This is a genomic window from Pontibacter qinzhouensis, from assembly GCF_008017455.1.
Taxonomy (GTDB): domain Bacteria; phylum Bacteroidota; class Bacteroidia; order Cytophagales; family Hymenobacteraceae; genus Pontibacter; species Pontibacter qinzhouensis.
On the sequence record NZ_VRTY01000074.1, the window covers coordinates 1 to 22,019 of the forward strand.

The 22,019-nt window shown below is 45.6% G+C and carries 14 protein-coding genes; 7 read left to right on the forward strand and 7 right to left on the reverse strand.

Translation table 11 applies throughout. The features are described from left to right. Positions 1–358: 358 nt before the first annotated feature. The 4 genes from FVR03_RS17145 to FVR03_RS17160 form a co-directional block, all read right to left on the reverse strand. On the reverse strand, positions 359–2,881 hold the full coding sequence (locus FVR03_RS17145; protein WP_147922993.1) for a hypothetical protein: 2,523 nt from the start codon (positions 2,879–2,881) through the stop codon (positions 359–361). 80 nt (positions 2,882–2,961) lie between these two features. Continuing rightward, a complete protein-coding gene (locus FVR03_RS17150; protein WP_147922994.1) occupies positions 2,962–3,669 on the reverse strand; it encodes a carboxypeptidase regulatory-like domain-containing protein in 708 nt (235 codons plus the stop codon). Positions 3,670–4,032: 363 nt separating this feature from the next. Continuing rightward, positions 4,033–4,527 (reverse strand): hypothetical protein, encoded by a 495-nt coding sequence (locus tag FVR03_RS17155; RefSeq protein WP_147922995.1) that lies wholly within the window; start codon positions 4,525–4,527, stop codon positions 4,033–4,035. A gap of 123 nt (positions 4,528–4,650) precedes the next feature. Continuing rightward, on the reverse strand, positions 4,651–6,012 hold the full coding sequence (locus FVR03_RS17160; RefSeq protein ID WP_147922996.1) for a hypothetical protein: 1,362 nt from the start codon (positions 6,010–6,012) through the stop codon (positions 4,651–4,653). A 430-nt stretch (positions 6,013–6,442) separates the two neighbouring features. Here FVR03_RS17160 and FVR03_RS17165 point away from each other — a divergent pair, with 430 nt between their 5' ends. The 7 genes from FVR03_RS17165 (at position 6,443) to FVR03_RS17195 (ending at position 13,862) form a co-directional block, all read left to right on the forward strand. Then, a complete protein-coding gene (locus FVR03_RS17165; RefSeq protein WP_147922997.1) occupies positions 6,443–8,278 on the forward strand; it encodes an ABC transporter ATP-binding protein in 1,836 nt (611 codons plus the stop codon). A 120-nt stretch (positions 8,279–8,398) separates the two neighbouring features. After that, positions 8,399–8,740 (forward strand): hypothetical protein, encoded by a 342-nt coding sequence (locus tag FVR03_RS17170; RefSeq protein ID WP_147922998.1) that lies wholly within the window; start codon positions 8,399–8,401, stop codon positions 8,738–8,740. Between the two features lie 9 nt (positions 8,741–8,749). After that, complete coding sequence (lpcA, locus tag FVR03_RS17175) at positions 8,750–9,325, forward strand: D-sedoheptulose 7-phosphate isomerase (RefSeq protein WP_147922999.1); 576 nt, start codon at positions 8,750–8,752, stop codon at positions 9,323–9,325. Between the two features lie 359 nt (positions 9,326–9,684). Then, entirely contained in the window at positions 9,685–11,223 is a 1,539-nt protein-coding gene (locus FVR03_RS17180; protein ID WP_147923000.1) for a YifB family Mg chelatase-like AAA ATPase, read from the forward strand. A gap of 232 nt (positions 11,224–11,455) precedes the next feature. Further along, positions 11,456–12,055, forward strand: coding sequence for a porin family protein (locus tag FVR03_RS17185; RefSeq protein WP_147923001.1), 600 nt, complete (start codon positions 11,456–11,458; stop codon positions 12,053–12,055). 347 nt (positions 12,056–12,402) lie between these two features. Beyond that, positions 12,403–13,050: a porin family protein gene (locus tag FVR03_RS17190; protein WP_147923002.1), complete on the forward strand. Its 648-nt coding sequence runs from the start codon at positions 12,403–12,405 to the stop codon at positions 13,048–13,050. A gap of 167 nt (positions 13,051–13,217) precedes the next feature. Continuing rightward, positions 13,218–13,862, forward strand: coding sequence for a porin family protein (locus FVR03_RS17195; protein WP_147923003.1), 645 nt, complete (start codon positions 13,218–13,220; stop codon positions 13,860–13,862). Positions 13,863–14,289: 427 nt separating this feature from the next. Here FVR03_RS17195 and FVR03_RS17200 read toward each other — a convergent pair whose 3' ends face one another. The 3 genes from FVR03_RS17200 to FVR03_RS17210 form a co-directional block, all read right to left on the reverse strand. After that, positions 14,290–15,657, reverse strand: a complete 1,368-nt coding sequence (locus FVR03_RS17200; RefSeq protein WP_147923013.1) for a dipeptidase — start codon at positions 15,655–15,657, stop codon at positions 14,290–14,292. 143 nt (positions 15,658–15,800) lie between these two features. After that, positions 15,801–16,445, reverse strand: a complete 645-nt coding sequence (gene plsY, locus FVR03_RS17205) for a glycerol-3-phosphate 1-O-acyltransferase PlsY (protein ID WP_147923004.1) — start codon at positions 16,443–16,445, stop codon at positions 15,801–15,803. A 757-nt stretch (positions 16,446–17,202) separates the two neighbouring features. Continuing rightward, complete coding sequence (locus FVR03_RS17210) at positions 17,203–22,011, reverse strand: hypothetical protein (protein WP_147923005.1); 4,809 nt, start codon at positions 22,009–22,011, stop codon at positions 17,203–17,205. Positions 22,012–22,019 lie beyond the last annotated feature (8 nt).

The window sequence follows — 22,019 nt, forward strand, 5'->3', positions numbered from 1 at the left end:
TTTTGTTTTTGAAACAAAAGTAGAAAATGCTCATCCTGCCGGAAAGATGTACTTGGTCGGGCGGATACGTTACAACTATTTTATAGGCTGCGACATAACTTACCGGAAAAAGAAATGGCATTGCCACCTGTTGCAGAACACAGGCCTGTAAGCTCATTTTAATGTGTGGACAAATCACATGATGAATTCCTACAAAATTATTTAATACCTATACCAGCAGAAAAAGCTGGCGTGTAACCTACTTGCCTTTCAAGGCCTTAAGTTGAAAACCCGATTTTACCTTTGGAAGGCAGTTTTCATTCGAATAATTGCTGGCAAGCTGCTCGCCTTACCAACAGCGTATTTACAAGCAGTTTAGCTACTGCCACTCCACCTTTATATCTTTGATCATGGTTGGGGAGCCGCCGTTGTACTCTATACCGAAACCACCAAACGTGTTGGGGCTAATGCTGGTGCGCATCTTAACTTCCGGAACAACTTCTGGCCCGGATGGCTCCTTATGCTGCTGCGCCGATGTAATTGCATGCGCTAAAATCTTATCTTTTTTAACTTCGATGGTAATAGTGCAGTCGGGTTTATAACTGGTTGTTGTTACAGGTTCGCTTATTTCAACAGCTTTCCCATTTTCGTACTTCACAAAAACGCAATCTATTGCATCGTGGTATTTAGTTGTCCGGATAAATCGCAACGCGTAGCCCGACTTTGTTTCTGCATCAAATTTTATGAGCACATCCATGTACAGAGGAGCCACACTGAAACCCTGACCAGCTGTTTTATAGGGTGCTACCGTCATGGTTAGTTTCATGTCGCCGAACTGGTTGCCAACAGGTGTGTACCGCATGCTGGCGCTTCGGCCCTGCACAAGGCCTGTTTGGTTTGCTGCACCATCTATGCCCTCACCGTAATGCCAGGCATCGGTGGTTTTGGCGGGAGTGGTGGCAAGGCTGGCTTCTGCCTGTTCAACATGATCTAATGTCCAGAAACCCGGTATAACCTTTGGTTGGTTTTTAGTAGAAGCATTTCGGAAATCGGTGTACAGCACCCTGGTATCTGTTTTTAAGTCTTTGGCTACAATAGGTTTTGGCAAGACAGACGTAACCTCCTGGCCCACATGGCTCCGGATATGCTTAGGAGCCACGGCAGCCATAATGTAGTACCCTACATCACCTGCCGAAAGGGTATACTCGAGCAGCGGCTTGTCGAACCGCGACACGGCCACCTCTATCGGGTTGCTTCCTTTGGCATCGGTGCAGCGGTACCAGGTCACCAACGATTGGTCGGCAAACCGCATGTCGAGTTTATAAGCGAGTTGGAGCGTTCCGTTTTTCGGCTTTGCAAGGTCAGGCCGTGTGCTGAACGCAGGCGGAGGCAGCTTAGACGGTGCCACCTGCAGCACACTGGCTGCTTCGAGGCCGGAAGCGGTAGAAGCCATCACAAGTACCTGCCGGGTGTCGTCGTTTTCGTTTGTAGGGATTACCTCACAGGTTAAACCACCGGGGCTTACCTGTAGTTTTAACAACTGCTGCTCTGGGGCCACACGCCAGTTTATGGGCTCTCCGGTGTGTTCGTAGTTGCCGAACCGCATAAGCCTGGCGCTTAACGTTATCTTGTCCTTTCCTGTTTCGATGGCCACATTGGTAGGCGACAGGAGTAGCTGCACCGGCAGGTTGGTAAATTTTGCCGCCTGCTCTTTTTCGGCTGCCACTACCAGGGGTTTCACGCCCATCGGGTCCCAGCCATCATCTCCGGCCAAAAGGTTATAGGTGTTGTAAATTACTTTGCCTTTATGCTCCAGGCGGTAAGCAGCCAGCACCGGTTTGGCGGCCATATCAACAGTTGAAGCCGGATCGTTTTTACTGATTAGGATGGGCTGGCCGTTCTGGGTTACCTGGTACTGGTAGTTTTTTGTTTCGGAGGGTGGTACATCGCGCCAACCTAAATAGGTATTTGGCTCCGTGTTAAATCGTGTATCCACGACGGCTACCTGCCCGTTGGCTTTGGTAAAATACTGTTTGTCGTGGCTGAAAGAGCGGATGTCGCAGTTAAGAAAAATGGCCCCGGTACCGGTGGTGTGGTAGAAGGGTTTGGAACTGTAAATGTCTAAGGTAGAATTCAGGTACACGCCTGTGCCGCACAAAGCATCGTCGGTAGACTCGAAATGGCAACGGTCGAACAGCACCCGTTTGCCGCCTACAAACGGGTTCAGGTTCAGCCTGCTGATAAAGCGTGTGTTGCGGGCTACAATTTTATCGCCGTTGCAATGTATTAGCTGCGCCTGCACAATAGCCGATGCCCGCTTCTCCCGGTTCAGGCTGGGTTTAAGGGGGTACACCAGGTCTACGTTACAGTAATTGCCGAAGGTGATATTTTCGGAGCTTGTACCCTGCCCTATAAATTTGAACATGGTAAAATTGCCAACGGCCCCGATGGTTTGCCCCCGGTTGCAGGCCAGCACCACATTTTCTGCCTTCACCGACAAACCCTGAAACCGCAGCCATTCGCATTTCACGACCAAACCATACGGAGGACCACTATCTTTTGAAACCCGTATTTCCGGATCATCGGGGTTGTCGAGCCAGTACACGTACGGGGCCAGGTACAGCACCATCGGTGAGGCTTCGGTGCCATCAGTCAAATGCTCTGCTGCCTTGTTAACTGAATTAAACACATACTTATGGTTGGCTACTTCGGCATCCGAGAGCTGACCATCTATAAAAAAAGCATGTGGCCCCAGCTGTATCTTCTTCTCCTGGTACACAATATAGCTACCGCTAAAAACAATTGGGTTGTCAGCATCCAGCGAACGGTAATTCTTATTTTGTTGAGCAAAGCAACACATCATTACCAATAGGCAGATGCTCGTCAGGATAGCCTGTTTCATTTTTTTGGTTTTTGAAAGGTGGAGGAATGGGTTTGGGCATAGTAGGTTTCTGTAGCCAGTACTTTTGCTCCACAGCCTCCTCAATAATTAATAGAAAATTCATTTAGAACATCTCGTTCAACAAAAACTTTCGCATGATATTGTTTTGTCTCATTGTTCTTGGTGACACTCCAGTACACTGTGGTTTCGTAACCGGCAACTGCCTCTAGTATATAAATGCCACATACATCCTTTCCAGTCCAGGTAAAATGCTCACTTTCTTCTACTGTACCGCAGTTTTCTCTGCCTTGTATGGATGTTTTTCCTGTTCCGGAGCCGTAATAAGCAAAACGAAAGGTATCTTCATCTGATACCGGATTTGCATTTCTGAATTTAACTTTAAGTAAGGCCGTCGGATTTAAGGTCAGCTCTACCCTGTTCTTGCTGCTTCTGTCTAAGCCTGAGAGCGATATATGATGTTTGGTAAAGGCATAGCCTTCTTTGTAGTTATTGTTTATAAACAGCTCCAGCTGTTCGGCTGCTTTAAAGACTTTTAACTTTGCCTTAAAATAACCTGTGTTATCTGTTACGGCTTGTCCTGCCGTTTTGCGCTTTCCATCGGTAATAATGCCCATTCCTGAAGGAGACTTCAGACCATCGATACGTATATGGACTCCTGGCACTGGCTTCCCTGAAACTTCATCAGTTAAATAGCCTTCCAGTGTAAAAACATCTATATCCCTTCTTTCACAAGAACTGAAAACTAATGTTAGTAAAAACAATATCGATAAACCGCATGCCCATTTCATATGTTTAAAGTTTTACACTGGTTTCTGGTGAGAGCAACTACTACAGCAGGTCCCTTACAAGATAATCAAATCTTTATAAAGTACTTCTCCCACACTAGACATTATAACCTCTGCCTTTCCGATAAGCAGCTGCTTAGTTTCCAACCTTATTAGTAGCTTTAAGTTAGTAGAGGATGCGTGAGATCGCAGTTTGCCAGCTTTGAATAGGGAGTGCAGCCACTGCCGGGGTAACAGTTTGCAGCATTGCGATGCGCGGCTACTTAGACTAGCATGTTTATTTGAAGAAAATTTTGCTTTAGCTTTTCACTTTTATAGCAGCACTAAAACACGCTTTTTACCAAACCACTGTTTGTGGCCAGGGCATTAAGAAACAGAGCTTATAAATGTTATGTAATAGTTTATGCAATGCAGTGTCGTTAACAACAGAAGTTCCTTATTTTCAAATTCTTCAAATTCAGATGTTGTCTCTATTTGGAAGTCGAAGTTAAAGCTAGTCCACTTGAAATCAGCATCAACAGCTAATAACATTTTTTCATCTGTATCGATCAGGACAAATTTACTGCTTAATATTCCTGTTAACTTCAGAAGATATTTTTTTTCGACACCCTTAAAAAGAGTTTTAATTACAATTCCTTTCCATCCCATTTCAAACTCTAACAATGTTTTCCCGTCTTTTTGTAATTCAATTACAGAATCCCAAACGCCTTTGGGTTCAAGCTGATAATGTGAATTGTCGGCCAATACTACCTCCGCTTTAAACGAATACCATTTGCCGTATTTTAGCTTGCCAACAGAAATACCTTTTGTTTCCAAATTGAAATCCGTGGAATTAGTTGAATTTGCTTTATAATTTGACATTTCCTGGTGCTGTTTTAAGTTAACTAATTTTTAAAGAGTGATTGTTTGCTTGGCAGGTAACGGACTTAGCTTTGCTGTGGCGTAGCTACAGTAAAGGTGTGGTTATACCTTGTAATATTTAAGTTAATTACTGAAGTATGCATCTATCTTTTGAGCAAATGATATGATATTGCCTCTTATAGTTTCTAATGATTTGACTTGATTAGTTAAATTAGTAAACTCTTGGGTTCTTAGATGGAACTCCTCCAAAGTCTTTTTGTAGTCAGGATGAACCTCCATGAACCTCTTTTCAAACATTATGTAATTGAATTTTTTGTCTGAAAATTCTTTGGCTTCGAGCATCAACTCCTTATACTTAATTTTTTCAGCATCATAAAAAGCCTTTTTAGCTTTTACGTTTTCATATATAGGTGTTAATATTCTTAAGCTTTCATAAAGTGCACTCAATTCAGAGTTTAGAATAGGTATTTCATTTTCAAGTAATGGTTTTACTTTATGATTACATTTCTCAATGCGATTAATAAAATTTCCTACCTCCGCAATTTCTTTAAATTGAAGTATTTTATCTATGAAGTCCAATGCACCAGAAATCTTTTGTCCACGATACTCTGCTAGTTTATAGCCTCCCATATGCACAATAATAAATCTCTGTTGCCAATTCAAAAATTTAAATTCTTCTTGGGTTAGAGCTTCTTCTAAACCTAAAACTAGACGTTCACACTCTTGGATTATATATTTATTTACAAAACTTCTTTCATCAGTTAGCGATAAATTACATGCCTCTTTTGAATAGTTTAGAACTTGCTTCCAGCTTTCATTTTGTAGATCAAAACTTTTAGTATACTGAACTATTTCATAAAGCTTAGCATATTGATAAATAATCCAATCATGAAAAGCAATAATATCAAGCCCTTTATATTTTAGACGTATTAGAAAATAACTACTTGAACCATAGCCAAAGTTTGTTTTAATATGAATTAAGAAATTTGGTCTAAGTTGATATGGATCAAATACCCAGCCTCTCTTTCTGTGGGAATAAGCTAATATTTGCCCTATCTTAATTTGATTTTTACATTCCTTATATGAAATTTCAAGATTATATGCTTGTAATCGTTCTGATAGTTCTTCTCTTAACCGTTCCTTCTGTTTTTTAACTCGATCCGCTTTATCATCTAAATTTTCAAAGTCTCTTCTGTACCTAATCTCTAGTTCTTCAATCCCTGATAAACCTTGATAGGCGGTACCGAAGTACTGACAATAATTGTAAGCATTTAAAAGTATCTTAAGCTTCTCGTGCTCTTTAACAAAAGCAATAATTTCTTTTGCTGTGTTGAATTGCTCAAATTGATCTATTAAAGCCGAGAAATCAGCATCAAGAGGTCTCGGTATAGGAATATATCCAATATCAACTAGCCCTAATTCCTTATTATATTCTAATGTTCCAATAACATCAATATTAACTTCTTGGTCTAGTTGCACTTCCATACTTTGATGTTTTAAAATGAATTTTTATTAGGTATAACTACCCGCTAACAGTAATAAACATACGCTTTTTTGTCGAAAACTACAGATAACCGTAATAGAATTGGCGAATTTACTCTATACAATTTCCCAATTATTCAAATAAAAAAGCCCTTTCAAAGGCTTTTTCCTGATTTTAATCCAAGGGTTGCTGCTGCTGCTCCGATATACGGTAGCCACTCCTTCTACAATTTCTCCCCGACTACAAATAAGCTGGTAATTTGGCTATCTTTGCGGCGGCGCTGGCACAGGCTTCTGTTCCGGCTGCTTCACTAAACAACTTACACCCAATTAACCTGCCTCCGTGGGCGACAGGTATAAAATATGTCGCCCGTGAAGCCGTTTTTGCAGCAACAGCTGCAGTAAAACAGCCGCAAAAGGAGCAACCAGCTTTATGAAGACTTATCTCCGGATACTTGAGTACGCAAGACCTTATAGCCGTTTTGTGCCGCTTTATACTTTGTTTACCATTTTAGGTATTATTTTCGGCCTGTTTAACTTTGCGCTCATCATGCCGCTGCTCAACGTACTCTTCGGTACGGTAGGCGCCGATGATGCCGCCCTGATGACAGCTCAGAAGCCCGCGTTCAGCATTTCCATAGACTTTATAACCGGTTTCTTTAACTACTACTTCGGGCAGGTTATACTGGAGCAGGGGCGGCAGGGGGCGCTGGTGTTTGTGTGCACCGTGCTTATTATTTCGGTTTTTCTGGCGAACCTGTTCCGCTACCTGGCCTTTAGAGTTATTGGGGCGTTGCGAGCGCATGTGGTGCAGAAAATGCGCCATGCCGTATACGAGCGTGTAACCGAGCTGCAACTGGGTTATTTCTCTAACGAGCGTAAAGGCGACCTGATGACGCGCCTGACAGTAGATATACAGGAGGTCGAAAACTCGGTGGTAAACACGCTCACAGTTATCGTGCGAGAGCCAATTGCCATCATCGCCTTTTTTGTAGTGCTGTTCAGCATGTCGGTAAACCTGACGCTTTTCACGTTGCTGCTGCTGCCTATTTCGGGTGGCATTATTGCCGGTATTTCTAAACGCCTCAAACGCAAGGCACAGCAGGGCCAGGAGTCGCTGAGCTTTATCCTGACGATTATTGACGAAACCCTGAGCGGCATTCGGGTTATCAAGGCCTTTAATGCAGAGCCATTTATACTGAACAAGTTCAACGGCCAGAACAACCGCTACGCCGACATACAACGCTCCATTGCTTACAAACGCGATCTGGCTTCTCCGTTGTCTGAGTTTCTGGGGGTAACGGTGGTGGCAGGCTTGTTGTATTATGGCGGCATGCTGGTGCTCACGCAGCAGTCGGAGCTGGGGCCAAGCGAGTTTATTACCTACATCGTGCTGTTTTCGCAGGTGCTGGTGCCGGCCAAGGCCATGTCGTCGTCGTTCAGTAACATACAGCGGGGCCTGGTTTCGGGCGAGCGAGTACTGAAGGTAATCGACACCATGCCGGAAATCAAAAACAAGCCTGGAGCGAAGGAGCTGCACACTTTCGAAAAGACCATCGAATTCCGGAATGTGAAATTCGGTTATGAGAACAGTCCGGTGCTGAACGATATTAACATCACCATTCCGAAAGGCAAAACAGTGGCACTGGTAGGTCCGTCGGGCGGTGGCAAGTCTACGCTGGCCGACCTGATTCCACGGTTCTACGACCCAACAGCTGGCCAGATTTTGATAGATGGCCACGACATCCGCGAGTACACCATGGAGTCGGTGCGGGATAAGATGGGCGTAGTAACCCAGGAATCGATTCTCTTTAACGATACCATTTTCAGCAACATCGCCTTTAACCAAACCGATGCCACGGAAGAAGACGTGATACGAGCCGCCAAAATAGCCAACGCACACGAGTTTATTATGCAAACGCCAGATGGTTACCAAACCACCATCGGCGACAGGGGCAGTAAACTATCGGGCGGGCAACGGCAGCGCATCAGTATTGCACGTGCCATTCTTAAAAACCCGCCCATCCTGATTCTGGACGAAGCCACTTCGGCCCTCGACACAGAATCGGAGAAGCTGGTGCAGGATGCTCTCACCAACCTGATGCGCAACCGCACCTCTGTGGTAATAGCGCACCGCCTAAGCACCATTCAGCATGCCGACGAGATACTGGTACTGCAGAAAGGACAGATTATTGAGCGGGGCACGCACGAGCAGCTAGCCAAAGCCAACGGACTTTACGCACGCCTTATTCAGATGCAGCTTAGCTGAACAGCAGCAGGAGGCAAAGCAGGCATATTGTCTTGAGCAATAGGGGTATTATACAAAAGTCGTATTTTTTTTATAATTTTAGCGAAAATACTATGTCGCACCCAAAACCAGCTTTATTCTATGAAAGCATTAAAAATTATTCTAGACCTGGTGGTGATTGCCTATGTTATAGTTATCTTTTTGCTTCTGACAACCTTGTTAGATGCGGCCATCTTCTTTAACCTCTCCACCGGAGCACAGCTGCAAAGCCTATATAAAATCCTATTATCTGCTGGCGCTGCACTTCTGTTGGCAAGGCTCTGGCTGGGTTGGCTTATTGTGGCAGACAAGCAACATCATTTGCACAAGGCACAGTTAAAAATAAATGAGCTCAAGGCCGAGCTTTACGAGCGGCGGCAGGCCTATCGGAACAAAAACCACCAGCCACTGGAAATGGAAACGTGGCATAGCGCCCAAAAATAAACACTCTACATGATCACAACTATTCTGGCAGAGCTAGTGCAGGCACAAAAAACGCTTGCCGCCTTTATTGCTGATACAGCTAACATTGCAGCCATTGAACAAGCTGCCATGGTAATGGCACAATCTATTAAATCGGGCGGCAAGATACTCTCTTGTGGCAATGGCGGCTCTATGTGCGATGCCATGCACTTTGCCGAAGAACTAACCGGCCGCTACCGCCACGACCGCAAAGCACTGCCAGCCATTGCCATTTCTGATGCCAGCCACATGAGCTGCGTAAGCAACGATTATGGCTATGATGCCGTTTTTTCGCGTTACCTAGAGGCACTAGGCCAACCCGGCGATGTTCTGCTGGCGATTACCACCAGCGGCAACTCCGGCAACATTTTAAAAGCTGCAGAAGCAGCACGCGCCAAAGGCATGAAAGTAGTTGGCCTCACCGGGAAAGACGGAGGCAAACTGGCTCCATTATGCGATGTGGAAATTCGCGTGCCGCATAACGGCTACTCCGACCGTGTACAGGAAATCCATATCAAGGTTATTCACATCCTCATCCTGCTCCTGGAGCAGCAACTTGTAGAATAACCCTTGGCGCTAAAAAGCACAAATCGCTTTGGAAGGGCTTTTTCATTAGCATAATTTGTTGCTGATTTTTAGTTGTTGATTGTTAAATGGTTTAATGGTTGATTTGAAGATGTGAAGTTAGAGAATAGGAAGTTTTGAGTGAGTGAATGAGCAGAAGAGTAAATGAAAACTTTTCCAGTGTATTTAGTAGCAGAAAAAATATTGAGAAGCGGCAACTTTTTAGCCGCTGATATTGGTTAGAGAACAAATCAAACAACTACTGCTCTTGCCGTTGACTAAATAATACAGTGCAGGGGCGGTTACCAACAGCACTGGCAGCGGCTCTGCCTGCACAGGCAGAATTACTTTGACATTAGATTATGCTCATTAAAACATTCGGAAGCGCAGTACAAGGCGTAAATGCCTACACCATTACAGTAGAAGTTAACGTAGGAGCCGGCACTAAATACTATGTAGTAGGCTTACCCGACAATGCCATTAAAGAAGGCGAACAACGCATAGACTCCGCCTTAAAACACTACAACTACCGTATGCCACGGCAAAAAGTGGTGGTGAACATGGCTCCCGCCGATATCCGGAAAGAAGGCTCTGCTTACGACCTGACAATTGCGCTGGGTATTCTGTCCTCTTCCGGACAAATGGAATCTGGCAAACTCTCAGACTACATTATAATGGGCGAATTGTCTTTAGATGGGTCGCTACGGCCTCTGAAAGGTGTTTTGCCTATTGCCATACAAGCCCGCAAAGAAGGTTTTAAAGGCATTATATTGCCCGAGCAAAATGCCCGCGAAGCTGCCATTGTAAACAACCTGGAGGTAATAGGTGTAAGCAACCTGCAGGAAGCGGTAGAGTTCCTCGACGGCAGGCGTGCCATAGAGCCCACCACTGTTAACACCCGCGAAATATTCGATAACACAGCCGACCAGTATGCCGCCGACTTTGCCGATGTGCAAGGCCAGGAGAACATAAAGCGCGCCCTGGAGATTGCAGCAGCCGGTGGTCATAACGTCATCATGATTGGGCCGCCCGGAGCCGGAAAAACAATGCTGGCCAAGCGCCTGCCTTCTATTCTGCCGCCGCTCTCGTTGTTCGAAGCCCTGGAAACAACCAAAATACACTCTGTGGCCGGTAAGCTTGGTACAGCTGCCTCCTTGCTGTCTACACGCCCGTTCCGGTCGCCGCACCACACTATTTCTGATGTGGCTTTGGTAGGCGGAGGCAGTGTGCCGCAACCCGGAGAAATTTCGCTATCGCATAACGGTGTTTTGTTTCTGGATGAGTTACCGGAATTTAAGCGCACGGTGCTGGAGGTAATGCGGCAGCCGCTGGAGGAGCGCCGTGTCACCATCTCCCGCGCCAGAACCTCCATCGATTTTCCGGCTAACTTTATGCTTATTGCCAGCATGAACCCCTGCCCGTGTGGCTACTACAATCACCCTGATAAAGAATGTGTGTGCGGACCGGGTATTGTGCAGCGTTACCTAAATAAAGTAAGCGGCCCCCTGCTCGACCGCATAGACCTGCATGTAGAGGTGACACCCGTTACCTTCGACCAGATGACCTCTACCCGTAAGTCTGAAGAGAGCAGCACCATTCGGGAACGTGTGGTAGATGCCAGAGAAGTACAGCGCGTTCGGTTTGAAGGCTTTGACACCATCCATTCCAATGCCATGATGCCCTCCCAGATGGTGAAGGAAATCTGCCGGATTAACGAGGCTGGCATAACGTTGCTGAAAACAGCCATGGAGCGACTGGGCCTGTCGGCAAGAGCCTACGATCGCATTCTGAAAGTGAGCAGAACGATAGCTGACCTGGCCAAAAGTGAAGAAATAAAAATTGAACACTTAGCAGAAGCTATCCAATACCGAAGCCTGGACAGAGAAGGCTGGGCCGGCTAATAACTACAAGATTTAACTTACTACATCCTAATAATTTACACTAGGCAGTTGCAGCAAAAGCAACTGCTTTTTTTATGCTCAATTTATATTCTGCTGCTCCTCCGGAAGTACGATGTTAACGTAAAAATGATAATTTTTTCTATACCTTCTGGCAAACAGGCCGTATTAGGCTAACATCAGGCTCATAAACTAACAAGCCTGGAGTAACCTATAATAACAAATAAATACGATTATGAAAAAGACTATTCTATCCCTTGTATTTTTACTAGCAACCATAGTTGCCGCACAAGCCCAGGGCCCACGTATTGGAGTACGAGCAGGTGCTAACCTTGCCGGTTTCGAAGGTAATGATAACGATGCGTTTAAAAGAAGATGGGGTTTCCATGCCGGTTTAACCACCAGCTTTGGTATCATCGAAGATTTCCTGACCATTCAGCCAGAAGTACTTTATACCCAAAAAGGTGCACAAACAGATAACGAAATGTACAAGCTCCGCACCAGTTTTATAGAGGTGCCAGTGTTGGGCAGAATTAATGCAGGTCCGCTCTACTTTGAGTTAGGTCCGCAGGTAGCAGTACGAATTGGCGAAAAAGCCGAATGGTCTAACCAGAGTGGTTCGTTCGTGATAACTGATGATGACGTGAACAACCTGCGCCGTACTAACTTTGGATATGCGGCAGGTGTTGGTTTAACAGCAACACCACTGGGTATGAGCTTAGGCGTACGCTATACCTCTGATTTCGGAAGCGCTATAGATAGAGGTGGAAACAATCCAAATCTTAGAAATTCCGTATTCATGTTAACAGCTGGCTTTGCACTGCCAACTCGCTAAACCGTGACACCCATTAGTACAAAATAAAACTTATTACAGCACCTGCGCTTTACTGGCCAGGTGCTTTTTTTATGCCCAATAGTTTAGCATAAACAGCTGTACAGCAACAAAAACCATAACACAACAACTCTACCAGGAATCTCTATATAGAGGAAGCCTATACTTTGGCCCATTTGTTGTAATAGCTCCGACAATACGTGTTGGTATGCCCCCTATGGTATAAACCAAAAAGCCAGTTAAACATTTAAAAATTAAAATATATAAAAATTCATATTTTATAAAATTACTTTTCAATCTGGTTTGCTGAAAGGCACGTATAAAAGTCAACGTTTAAACTATTTACAATTATGAAAAAATTATTCCTGGTACTCTCTATTGTTTTTTCTGTTGCAACTTTTGCACAGGCTCAAACTGCCACCTTTGGTATTAGAGGCGGCGCAAATATCTCCAACCTCTCCGGTGACCTGCAAAACGAAGATCTGTTCCGAAATAAAATTGGTTTCCATGCCGGGGCTACGCTTAACTTCACTGTAATCGGCAATTTTCTGTCTATTCAGCCAGAACTTCTTTACTCTGTTAAGGGCTTTAGGTACGACGACGATATCACGATTCTGAACAGACGATATGAAGGGAGCGTAAACTACAATTACCTGGATCTTCCGGTGTTGGCTCGAATTAAGGCTGGTCCTCTCTACTTTGAGGCTGGTCCGCAAGCATCTTACCTATTAAGTGTAAATAACAAGACTAAAACATTTGTTAACAACGAATTACAATCGACTCAGGTAAGCAAGGGCAGTAAAGAGGGATTATCTGATTTTGAGGTAGGATATGCAGCAGGCATTGGACTTGCTGCCGCAAATGGAATTAGTGTTGGGCTACGTTACAACGGTAGCTTCACAGATTTTGTGAAAGAAGACGTAAATTTTGGCGGTAGCGCAGATAATGCTCGCCATTCTGTAATTATGCTAACACTAGGTTATTCTTTCGGAAGATAAAAGTCAGCTTAAATTAGAGGCCATCCACACCGGATGGCCTCTTTTACTTTTAGTGCTAGTATAAACTAAGTCAGAGAAGCAGCAACCTAACTTTTTCGGGTGAGGGCAGTACAAGAAGAGGTAAATAACACCTAAAAGTAGCCCTTAACCTGAAAATGACACCACCTATGAAAAAGAAGATACTACTGCTCCTGTTGGTACTAAGCCCGATACTGGCAGCGGAGGCGCAATACTTCCGGTTTGGCGGAAAAGCAGGAGGCGGTGTGGCCGGAGCTTCCGGCAACGATGCTCCCTCCGACCAGATAAACCGCTACGCCAGCATACACGTAGGTCTTATTGCAGCTTACGATTTTGCAGCACCTATTACATTGCATTCAGAGTTGCTCTATATTAAAAAAGGCCTCACCTACAGCACCTACGATGTTAACCCAACCGAATACTACTCAGGTGACTTGCGCCTGAACTACCTGGAACTGCCTTTGCTCGTTAAATATAGAGCAGGAGGCCTTTTTGCTGAAGCAGGTCCTTATTTAGGATATCTGCTCAGCCTTAATAGCGATGTTAGCAGGTATAACAGCAGTTCAGCAGGTGGCGCAACGCCGCAGGTAATAGGGCCGCAAAACTTTAACCGCAACCAGTTTCAGGCATTCGATTACGGCTATGCTATAGGTGGCGGGCTTGCTTTTGAGAATGGCTTTTTTATGGGACTGCGCCACACAGGTGGCCTCCGCTCTTTCTCCAGCGAAGAGCTAAACATGCGCAATTCCGTCTGGCAAATTTCCATTGGTTACCTCTTGCCAGGTGTACTTTAAAAAAGGCCGCGCCGGAAATGCTGAAGGAACTCCACCTAGCCTAGCTTTTACAGATCTGCTTCCTGATACTAACTAAAACCTTTCATCTGACTGTTTTTGAGCTGCTGAAATTTCTTTGGCGACTCTACTTTACAGAAAGGCCTTCAGGTAGTTTGTGTAAGATCAGTTTAAGCTCATGTATTCGATTAAAATTATTCAAATGGAAATAGCCTCCAAAAGGAATTTCACCAGATTTCTGTCAAGGGTATGTCCTGCTGCTTTACATGCACAAACCATTACCCTTGAATCATTTTGAGCAAAAAAGCTTTGGAAGGGCAATTTAATTCGAATAATTTGTAGACAATCACTTTTATAGATTTAAACAAACAAGAGCGGGACTGCCTGAATAATAAGACAGCCCCGCTCTTGTTTGTTTGCTTCGGCATCGTTATTCTCCTTTGCTCATTTCAGCATAGTATTTATAAAATAGCGGAATGGTTTCGATGCCTTTGAGGAAGTTGAAGATGCCAAAGCTTTCGTTCGGTGAATGAATAGCATCAGAATCGAGGCCGAAACCCATCAGTACCGAGTCGATGCCAAGCACTTGTTTAAACATAGCAACAATGGGTATAGAGCCACCGCTACGCACCGGAACCGGCTTTATACCAAAAGCTTCTTCGTAGGCTCTGGCAGCAGCCTGGTAGGCCACCGAGTTGGTAGGTGTTACCACGGGCTCTCCGCCATGGTGCGGTTTTACAACGACCTGTACGCTGGCTGGTGCTATACTTTTAAAATGCTTTGTAAATTTCTCGGTTATTTCTTCTGACGTCTGGTTCGGCACTAGTCGCATCGATATTTTAGCGTAGGCTTTGGAGGCGATTACGGTTTTAGCACCATCGCCGGTATAACCGCCCCAAATGCCATTTACATCTAAGGTAGGTCTAATAGATATGCGTTCTCTGGTGCTATAGCCTTTCTCGCCATGCACATCGGTTAAGGCCAACGACTGCTTGTACTTTTCCAGATCGAAGGGGGCACGCGCCATCTCATGCCGCTCCTCCTCCGAGAGTTCCTCTACATTGTCGTAAAAGCCCGGAATAGTAATGTGGTTGTTCTCGTCGTGCATCGAAGCAATCATCTGGCACAGGATATTGATGGGGTTAGCCACTGCACCACCGTAACTACCCGAATGCAGATCGCGGTTAGGGCCTGTTACCTCTACTTCTACATAGCTCATGCCGCGTAAGCCAGAGGTTATAGAAGGTGTATCGTTGCCAAGCATGCCGGTGTCAGAAATCAGAATAACATCTGCCTTCAGCTTGTCGAAGTTATTTTTAACGAAAGTGCCCAGGTTGCTAGACCCTACTTCTTCCTCACCCTCTATCATAAACTTTACGTTGCATGGCAGCGCGTTGTGCTGCATCATGGCTTCGAAGGCCTTTACGTGCATATACATCTGGCCTTTGTCGTCGCAGGCGCCACGGGCGTATATTTTGTCGTTTTTAATTACAGGTTCAAACGGAGGTGAGTTCCACAGTTCATACGGGTCTGCCGGCTGCACATCGTAATGGCCATACACCAGCACGGTAGGCAAAGCAGGGTCTACCATTTTTTCGCCATACACAATCGGATAACCGGCGGTTTGGCAAAGTTCTACCTTGTCTGCACCGGCTGCTTCCAGTTTTTGCTTTACATAGTCGGCTGTTCTGAGAACGTCGTCTTTAAACTTAGGGTCGGCACTCACCGATGGAATCCGGAGCATATCCATCAGTTCTTCCAGAAACCGCTCTTTGTTTTCGGTAATATAGTTTTTCAGCATAAGATTGTAGAAAAATGGTTAGATCATGGTTTTACGAAAAGTGCCACCCCCGGCAACAAGGGTGGCACTTTATTTTAAATTTTTTCTGAAACCCCACCAGCTGCAGCGGCACGGGCCACTGGCAAAAAGCAGGGTCTGTGTTATCTTCTGCGGCCAAGCTTAATGGTGGTTTTACTTTCTTCGCCCTGCAGCAGGCGGTTAATGTTCTTGCGGTGCGTTAGTACAACCACGGCAAAGAGTACAAACCCAAACACAATCAGCACAGGGTTTTCGGGGTTAAAGCGTGGCAGCAGCAGCAGCACCGGAAAAGCAAGTGCTGCAATCATGGAGCCAAGCGAAACGTATTTAGAAGTAAAAAGTACAATCATAAAGATAACGATACAGACAAGCGCCACTTCGGGCTGCACCGCCAGCATCATACCCAGCAGGGTTGCCACACCTTTGCCTCCTTTAAATTTCTCGTATACCGGAAAAATATGCCCCAATACCGCCAATCCGCCCATCAGCAGTTTAAAGGTAATCAGCTGGTCAGATTCGATGGCATTGAACATAACCAGCAGGTTTGCCAGCGAAGCCGCCGCCCATCCTTTAAAAATATCGATAAACATAACAATGGCACCCGGTTTTTTACCCAACACCCGAAATGTATTGGTAGCTCCTGAGTTACCGCTGCCATGCTGCCTTATATCGATACCATAATAGGCTTTGCCCAGCCACACGGCCGTACAAATAGCACCTATCAGATATGCTGCTACAAAAAGACCAAGAATCAGAAGTATATTCATGAAATTTAATATTATAAAACAGCCATAACTAATTTATAACTGAAGGCACCCAGGCCTGTTTGTCAGGTTCGAAACTACGTAAATATAGCCAATTCTACATCTAATCTGCAATAGTTAAGCCCGACTTAACTTTATACCTTAGTTTATGGTTCCTGGTTCTATATTTTTGCTCTGATGCCAGTTGTTTCTGGCCATATAAGGCTGTATGCGTGGTTTAAGGGCTACCACAAAAGTAGTTTCGGTGGCTCGTTTAACAACGGAGCAAAGGTTCAACATATTATAAAACACGCTTTTGCCAGCCAATGCACCCTCACCAGAGAACAAAAGAAGCGCACTAACCTTTATTTCGGATGTTACCTTGAACGGAAGCCTGATCAGGCAGGAGGATTAGTTGATTAGTTACTGATGTTACGTATATTTTAGTGAGATGGCTTCTTGCACTCGGTTCTATTACTCTTAGGAAGAGCTACATCCGATGCCTTCAAATATAAAGTTTTGTAGCATTTGTTCAGAGCGCTCGCGGCTGGGGAAGAGCCCCTGTATTAGCGGAGCCTCGTTTCTGGGCATCAATTAGCTTTGTAACACACGCTCGCAGGCCTGGAAGACGCTGCGAGCGTGTTGTATAACCTGTAAAGGCGCTCCACCCAATAACTGGTAATTACTTACTCCGAGCCACACCGCCAGCAATGTAATGTGTTGCTTTGCAGAAACTGGTACTTCAAATTGAATTACTTTAGTTGTTATTGCGTAACATGAGTTAGTTAAATTCTTCCTCTGACTCGTCTTTCTTATTTTTCTTCTTTTTCTTTTTACCGCCGTCTTGTTCCTCATCATAATCATAGCCTACAGGAGCAGCATTATCGAAAGACCTGGCTGTTGATGACAGTTTAAAATCCTCTTTGCCGTTCAGGTAGCTTTTCCTGAAGTAGGCCACAAAATCGGTCCGTTCTGCGGGTTGTGCTACAAAGAAACCATAGTTTGCAATAGAGAGTTCGCGGCTTCCTTTCGATTTAGAACGAATAACGTGGTTAAACTTATCGTCAGAAGAATCTAAGATCAGCCCGTTTTCTACAAAACTAAAGTAATACCAGTTATAGGTATCGGCCTGCATGTATAAATTTACAACGGGCTTACCATATTCCTGCCGAACCTCCAGGTACCCATCCAGCTGTGCATTTATATCTTCTTTTAGTATACCGGCCAGACTTAACTTGCCAACACTGTACCAGGCTTTTTTCTCATCCGACCATTTCAGATCTACATTGTTAAGCAGCAGGCTTCTGGCCAGTTTAGAAGAAAGAGAGGTTAAGGGCATGTATTTGTCGGCACTTTGCTCTTTATATTTGTTCGCTTCACGGTTACTCAGGAAATCAGCAATTTTTGCCAGGGTCCGATCATCGGGAGTAACAGCTCCAGGCAAGCCTTCTATATTTGCCTTCAGCCCTTTAGCCATAATAGCCAGCGCCTGGGCAGGCACGTTCAGGTCGAAGGCCATAAAGGCGTTGAGCAGGTACAGGCTACTGTCTATGTTTGCATTACCGGCTCCGGTTGCCTCTATCCCAAAGTTCTTCGTAGACTGCAGCAGGTTTATTTTGCCTTTAAAGTTCACCTTATTAGACTCAGGGTTGAAACGGAGCAGATTGCCTTCGTAAGAAGAGGCATTGTTCTGTATTTTAGGATCTCCAACCTCAAACTCGTTTTTTTCTTTGTTATAAGAAAGTAAGCCATCTACTGTAAAGAGGTCCAGGTCTTCCTGCTCATGCTTCTTAGAAACAAAGGTATTGTAAATTCTGGCTGAATCGGCAGTTACGTGCAGCCCCGTACGCAACGGCACACCATCGGCTGTTTTCGGGTTCACAAGTGGTATCAGTACTTTTTCGGGGTTAAGAGAATCGCGTTTAAACGGAAACCAGTCGAAGTCTGACTCTCTGCCAGTGAAATTGAGTTTAAGGTAACCATCGAAATTCATGTACTTCTGCGAGGAGTGCATGGCTACTTTGCCCCGGTACAAAATACTCGGGAAAACAGGAAATGGTTTTGCCTCGTCTACAGTAGCTACCGCAGATGTGTAAAGCGTTACCTTCTTTTTGCCTATGGCAGCAGCTGCGCCACTACCGTAGGCAAAGTCAGAGAAGCGGAGTTCGTAAGGTTCTTCTGAAGCACCCTGGTAGGTATATAGCGCCTCACCTGTAAAGGCGTGCCGCGACAGGATGTTAATATTGCCGGCATGCATTTTATGGAACTGATGCAGCGAATCGGCCATGATAGCAGCATTCTGTAATGGCTTTATAACGGCACCTGTTGTTATTTCCACCTTTCCACTATCTGGCACAATATACGAATCGGCTACGGCAATATGTGGCACACCGATGGCGCGTAATGTATTGCCGGACAGGTCGTACTGGCCACCTGCAGCTGTAAACCGAAGCCCCGATTGACCAGGGTGCAACGAGTAGAACAGATTATGGGCACCTGCCTCAGTGGCTTTCAGGGTAACCTGTTGTTTGGCTATGTCCCAGCTGCCACTGCTCAACGAGGTTTTGTATTGCGCCTTCGGAAACTCCAGACTGGCAGTTCCTTTTTGAACCGTTTCAAAATCGACTACGCCTTTGGTAAGCGCATAGTTTATGTGTACTTGCCGGGCATTTAAGGCTGGCTTTTCTTCAGTATCAGATTTCAGAACAAGTTGCCCGTTCTTGGCTGAAAAGCTCCGCTGGTTAAACTGAAAATGCTCCGAAACCACGCGCGATGCTTCTGCATCCAGCTTGCCGCTACCATACAAGCCTCCGGGCGATAGCTTGGCTATACCCTTAAACATAAACGGTTCTTGGTACAGTTTCAGGGGCTCCTGCACCATTTGCAGGTACATGGTGTCGGCTTTGGGTAACCAGCGCATGTTGTAAGCTGCCAGGGTAGCACCAGGCAAATCGGCCTCGCCTGCCTTTGGTTCGGCTATTGTTACGGCCGTACCATTGGGTGCCAGCACCGAATCCTGGAAAAAAGTAAAGGTAGGAGCTTCAAGCGTAGCTGTCAGGTACTTCAGTTTGCCTTTGCTTTGCAGGCCTCCTGCATTCATCACAACAGAATCATAGGCAACACCTTTTCCACCGAAAACCGGAATTCCTGCCACGGGCGCTTTATGATTAAAACCCATGACACCATCTGGCATCATCACTACTTTTGTCTCGAAAGCAGGCATTAAACCACCTGAATGAAACTTGCCTTGAAAGCCAACCACACCACGCCTGGAGTTGCTGAGGCTGTCTACTTTAAACGGGTACATTTCGAAGTAAACAGTGCTGTCGTAGGCTCCTCCTAAAATATCGGGGCTGGAGAAGGAGAGCTGGCCACCTGTCAGGGCATCGAACTTGGGATAATCAGATAAGCGGTCTTTACCTGATTTGTTGTTTGGCCTGTTAATGTATACTTTACCTGAGAACTTGCCACTGCTACCAGGCACAATCTTATTGATGCTCTTCGACTTGCTGTTTTTCTTCGGATCTTTTTCATCCGCGTTCAACGACATGTACTTCAGCTTCTGCAGGTCGATGGAGAACTCATTGTAATCGAATTTAAACTCAGAGCCTTTAAAAGCGAGCTGGTTGGCGTACACTTCGCCACTGAACTCCATATCGCGGTTCGACAGAATAGTTATCGTGCTGCTATCCGGCACAATATAAATGCTGGTGGTATCGCTGGAGAAGAAGACTTTTCGAACGCCCCTTACCTGCAGCTTGTTTGTTTCGAGGTTCAGGGTCGCGTTTCTGCCAGATGGCACCAGTGATTTTATAACCAGGTGGTCGTAGTCGTGCTGGTGCTGCGATGCACCTACATAGTGCCAGGCTTTCTGCTTTAGCACAAGATGGCCCGAAGGAGCATCATAGTCTACGAAACCCAACTGCGAGAGCCGGATGGCTGCATCTCTGAAGCCCTCTTCCGACAGTTTTGTAAACTTGGCTACATCCGATACATTAAACTCGTTGGTTTTGTATTTAGTGGCATAGCTCACCAGCGGCTTGAGCGGATGAAAAGTGGCCACGCCCACGAGTTGCTGGTACTGGCTATTAGAATAATAGGCAGTAGACTCCAGCCGTACCGGCACCAGCATTTTATCTCTAACAGTTACAAAATCGATGTCGGGAGTGGCCAGGTTCCAGTGCAGGCGCTCTGCCATAATCTCCATCTGGTGGTAATTATCGAGAAAAGGCGTGTTGCTGTGTGTTCCTTTTTCGCGGGTTAGGGTTAGGGTGTTGGCTGGCCTGGAGTACACCAGCTGCATGGCAGGGTGCGTGAGCAGGTCTTTTCCCTGAAATATTTCTACAGAGGCGCGGGTGGCGGTAAGCAGACTATCGGAAATAGAGAAACCTTTTGACGCTGAACGAAACTTGCGGGTGCCATTGTAAGACACTATTATTTCAGATGACTTCCCGTCGAGGCAACTACTCCCGATCAGGTTACCGGCCAACGAAAACCCACCCCTGTACTGCATGTTCTGGTCCAGGTTCTTGAGTTTGGCATCATCTGTAAAAGATATAAACTTAGGATACCCTGTTTCGCCTTTGCTGCTCCGCTTTATACTCTTAAACTCGAATGCACCTTCTATCTTATCTTGCAGAATTGACGGATAGCTCAGGGTGGCATCTGGTACTTTAAAGGCTGGTGCTGCCAAACTAAAACTATACTGCCGGAAAATAGCCGAAGCCGGATTGCCGTTTACCTGCCACTCATAAGAACCGCCTTCGCCCACAAACAGCTGGTGGGCCAAAACTACATGGCCACTTGTGTGCCCAATGGCAACAGAGTCGTGGGGGGTAATAAAGGTAAGTGCTACATTCTCGAGTTTAAGGGCTGGGCCGGTAACTTTAGGCTGCGCCGGAATAAACCGTTGCTTTGCCTGCTGTGCCTGTTCTTTTTTGCTGGCTGCTGGCTTTACAGGTGTAACAGCAACTGTTCCCCAGGGATCATCTTCGGTAGTCTCGCTAGCTGCCACATCATCGTCCCAGGAAATAGTTTCCCACTCGTTGCTGCTGCCGGTATCTTTAGCACTCAGTTTGGCTGCTGGCCCGCCTTCGTACACAAAGCTAAAACGGCCACCAGTTGCTTTCAGCTTCTGAAATTTGTTCTGAAACAGCATATTAGAAGCCAGGTACAGGCTGCTGGTTGCCAGAAAGCGTTCCAGGTTAGCCGTTTCTTCCTGTTTTACGGCTTTGGCTACTACTTCGAGCATGTTATCGAGGGAGCTGCCACGCAGGTTATGCTTACTCACACCATCTGTTACCATGCCAAAGAACTGCTCGAAATGTGGCCGAACGCGCATCTTCTTTTTATACAGCTGCTGCGCTATACTTACAATTTCCTGCTGTTGCTTTGCTGTAAGTTTCCCGCTGCTCCAAAGCTCCTCCAGGTTAGAGGCAAGCATTTGGGCATTAGGTCCTTTGCCGCTTAATAGCAGGGCTTTGGCATCGGTCACAAACTCAGCAGGGTTTTCTGATAACTTGGTCTGTGCGAGAGCCTGCGAGGCAAAAAATGTAAGAAGTAAAAAGAAAGGAAGTAAAAACTGTTTCATGAAGGGTA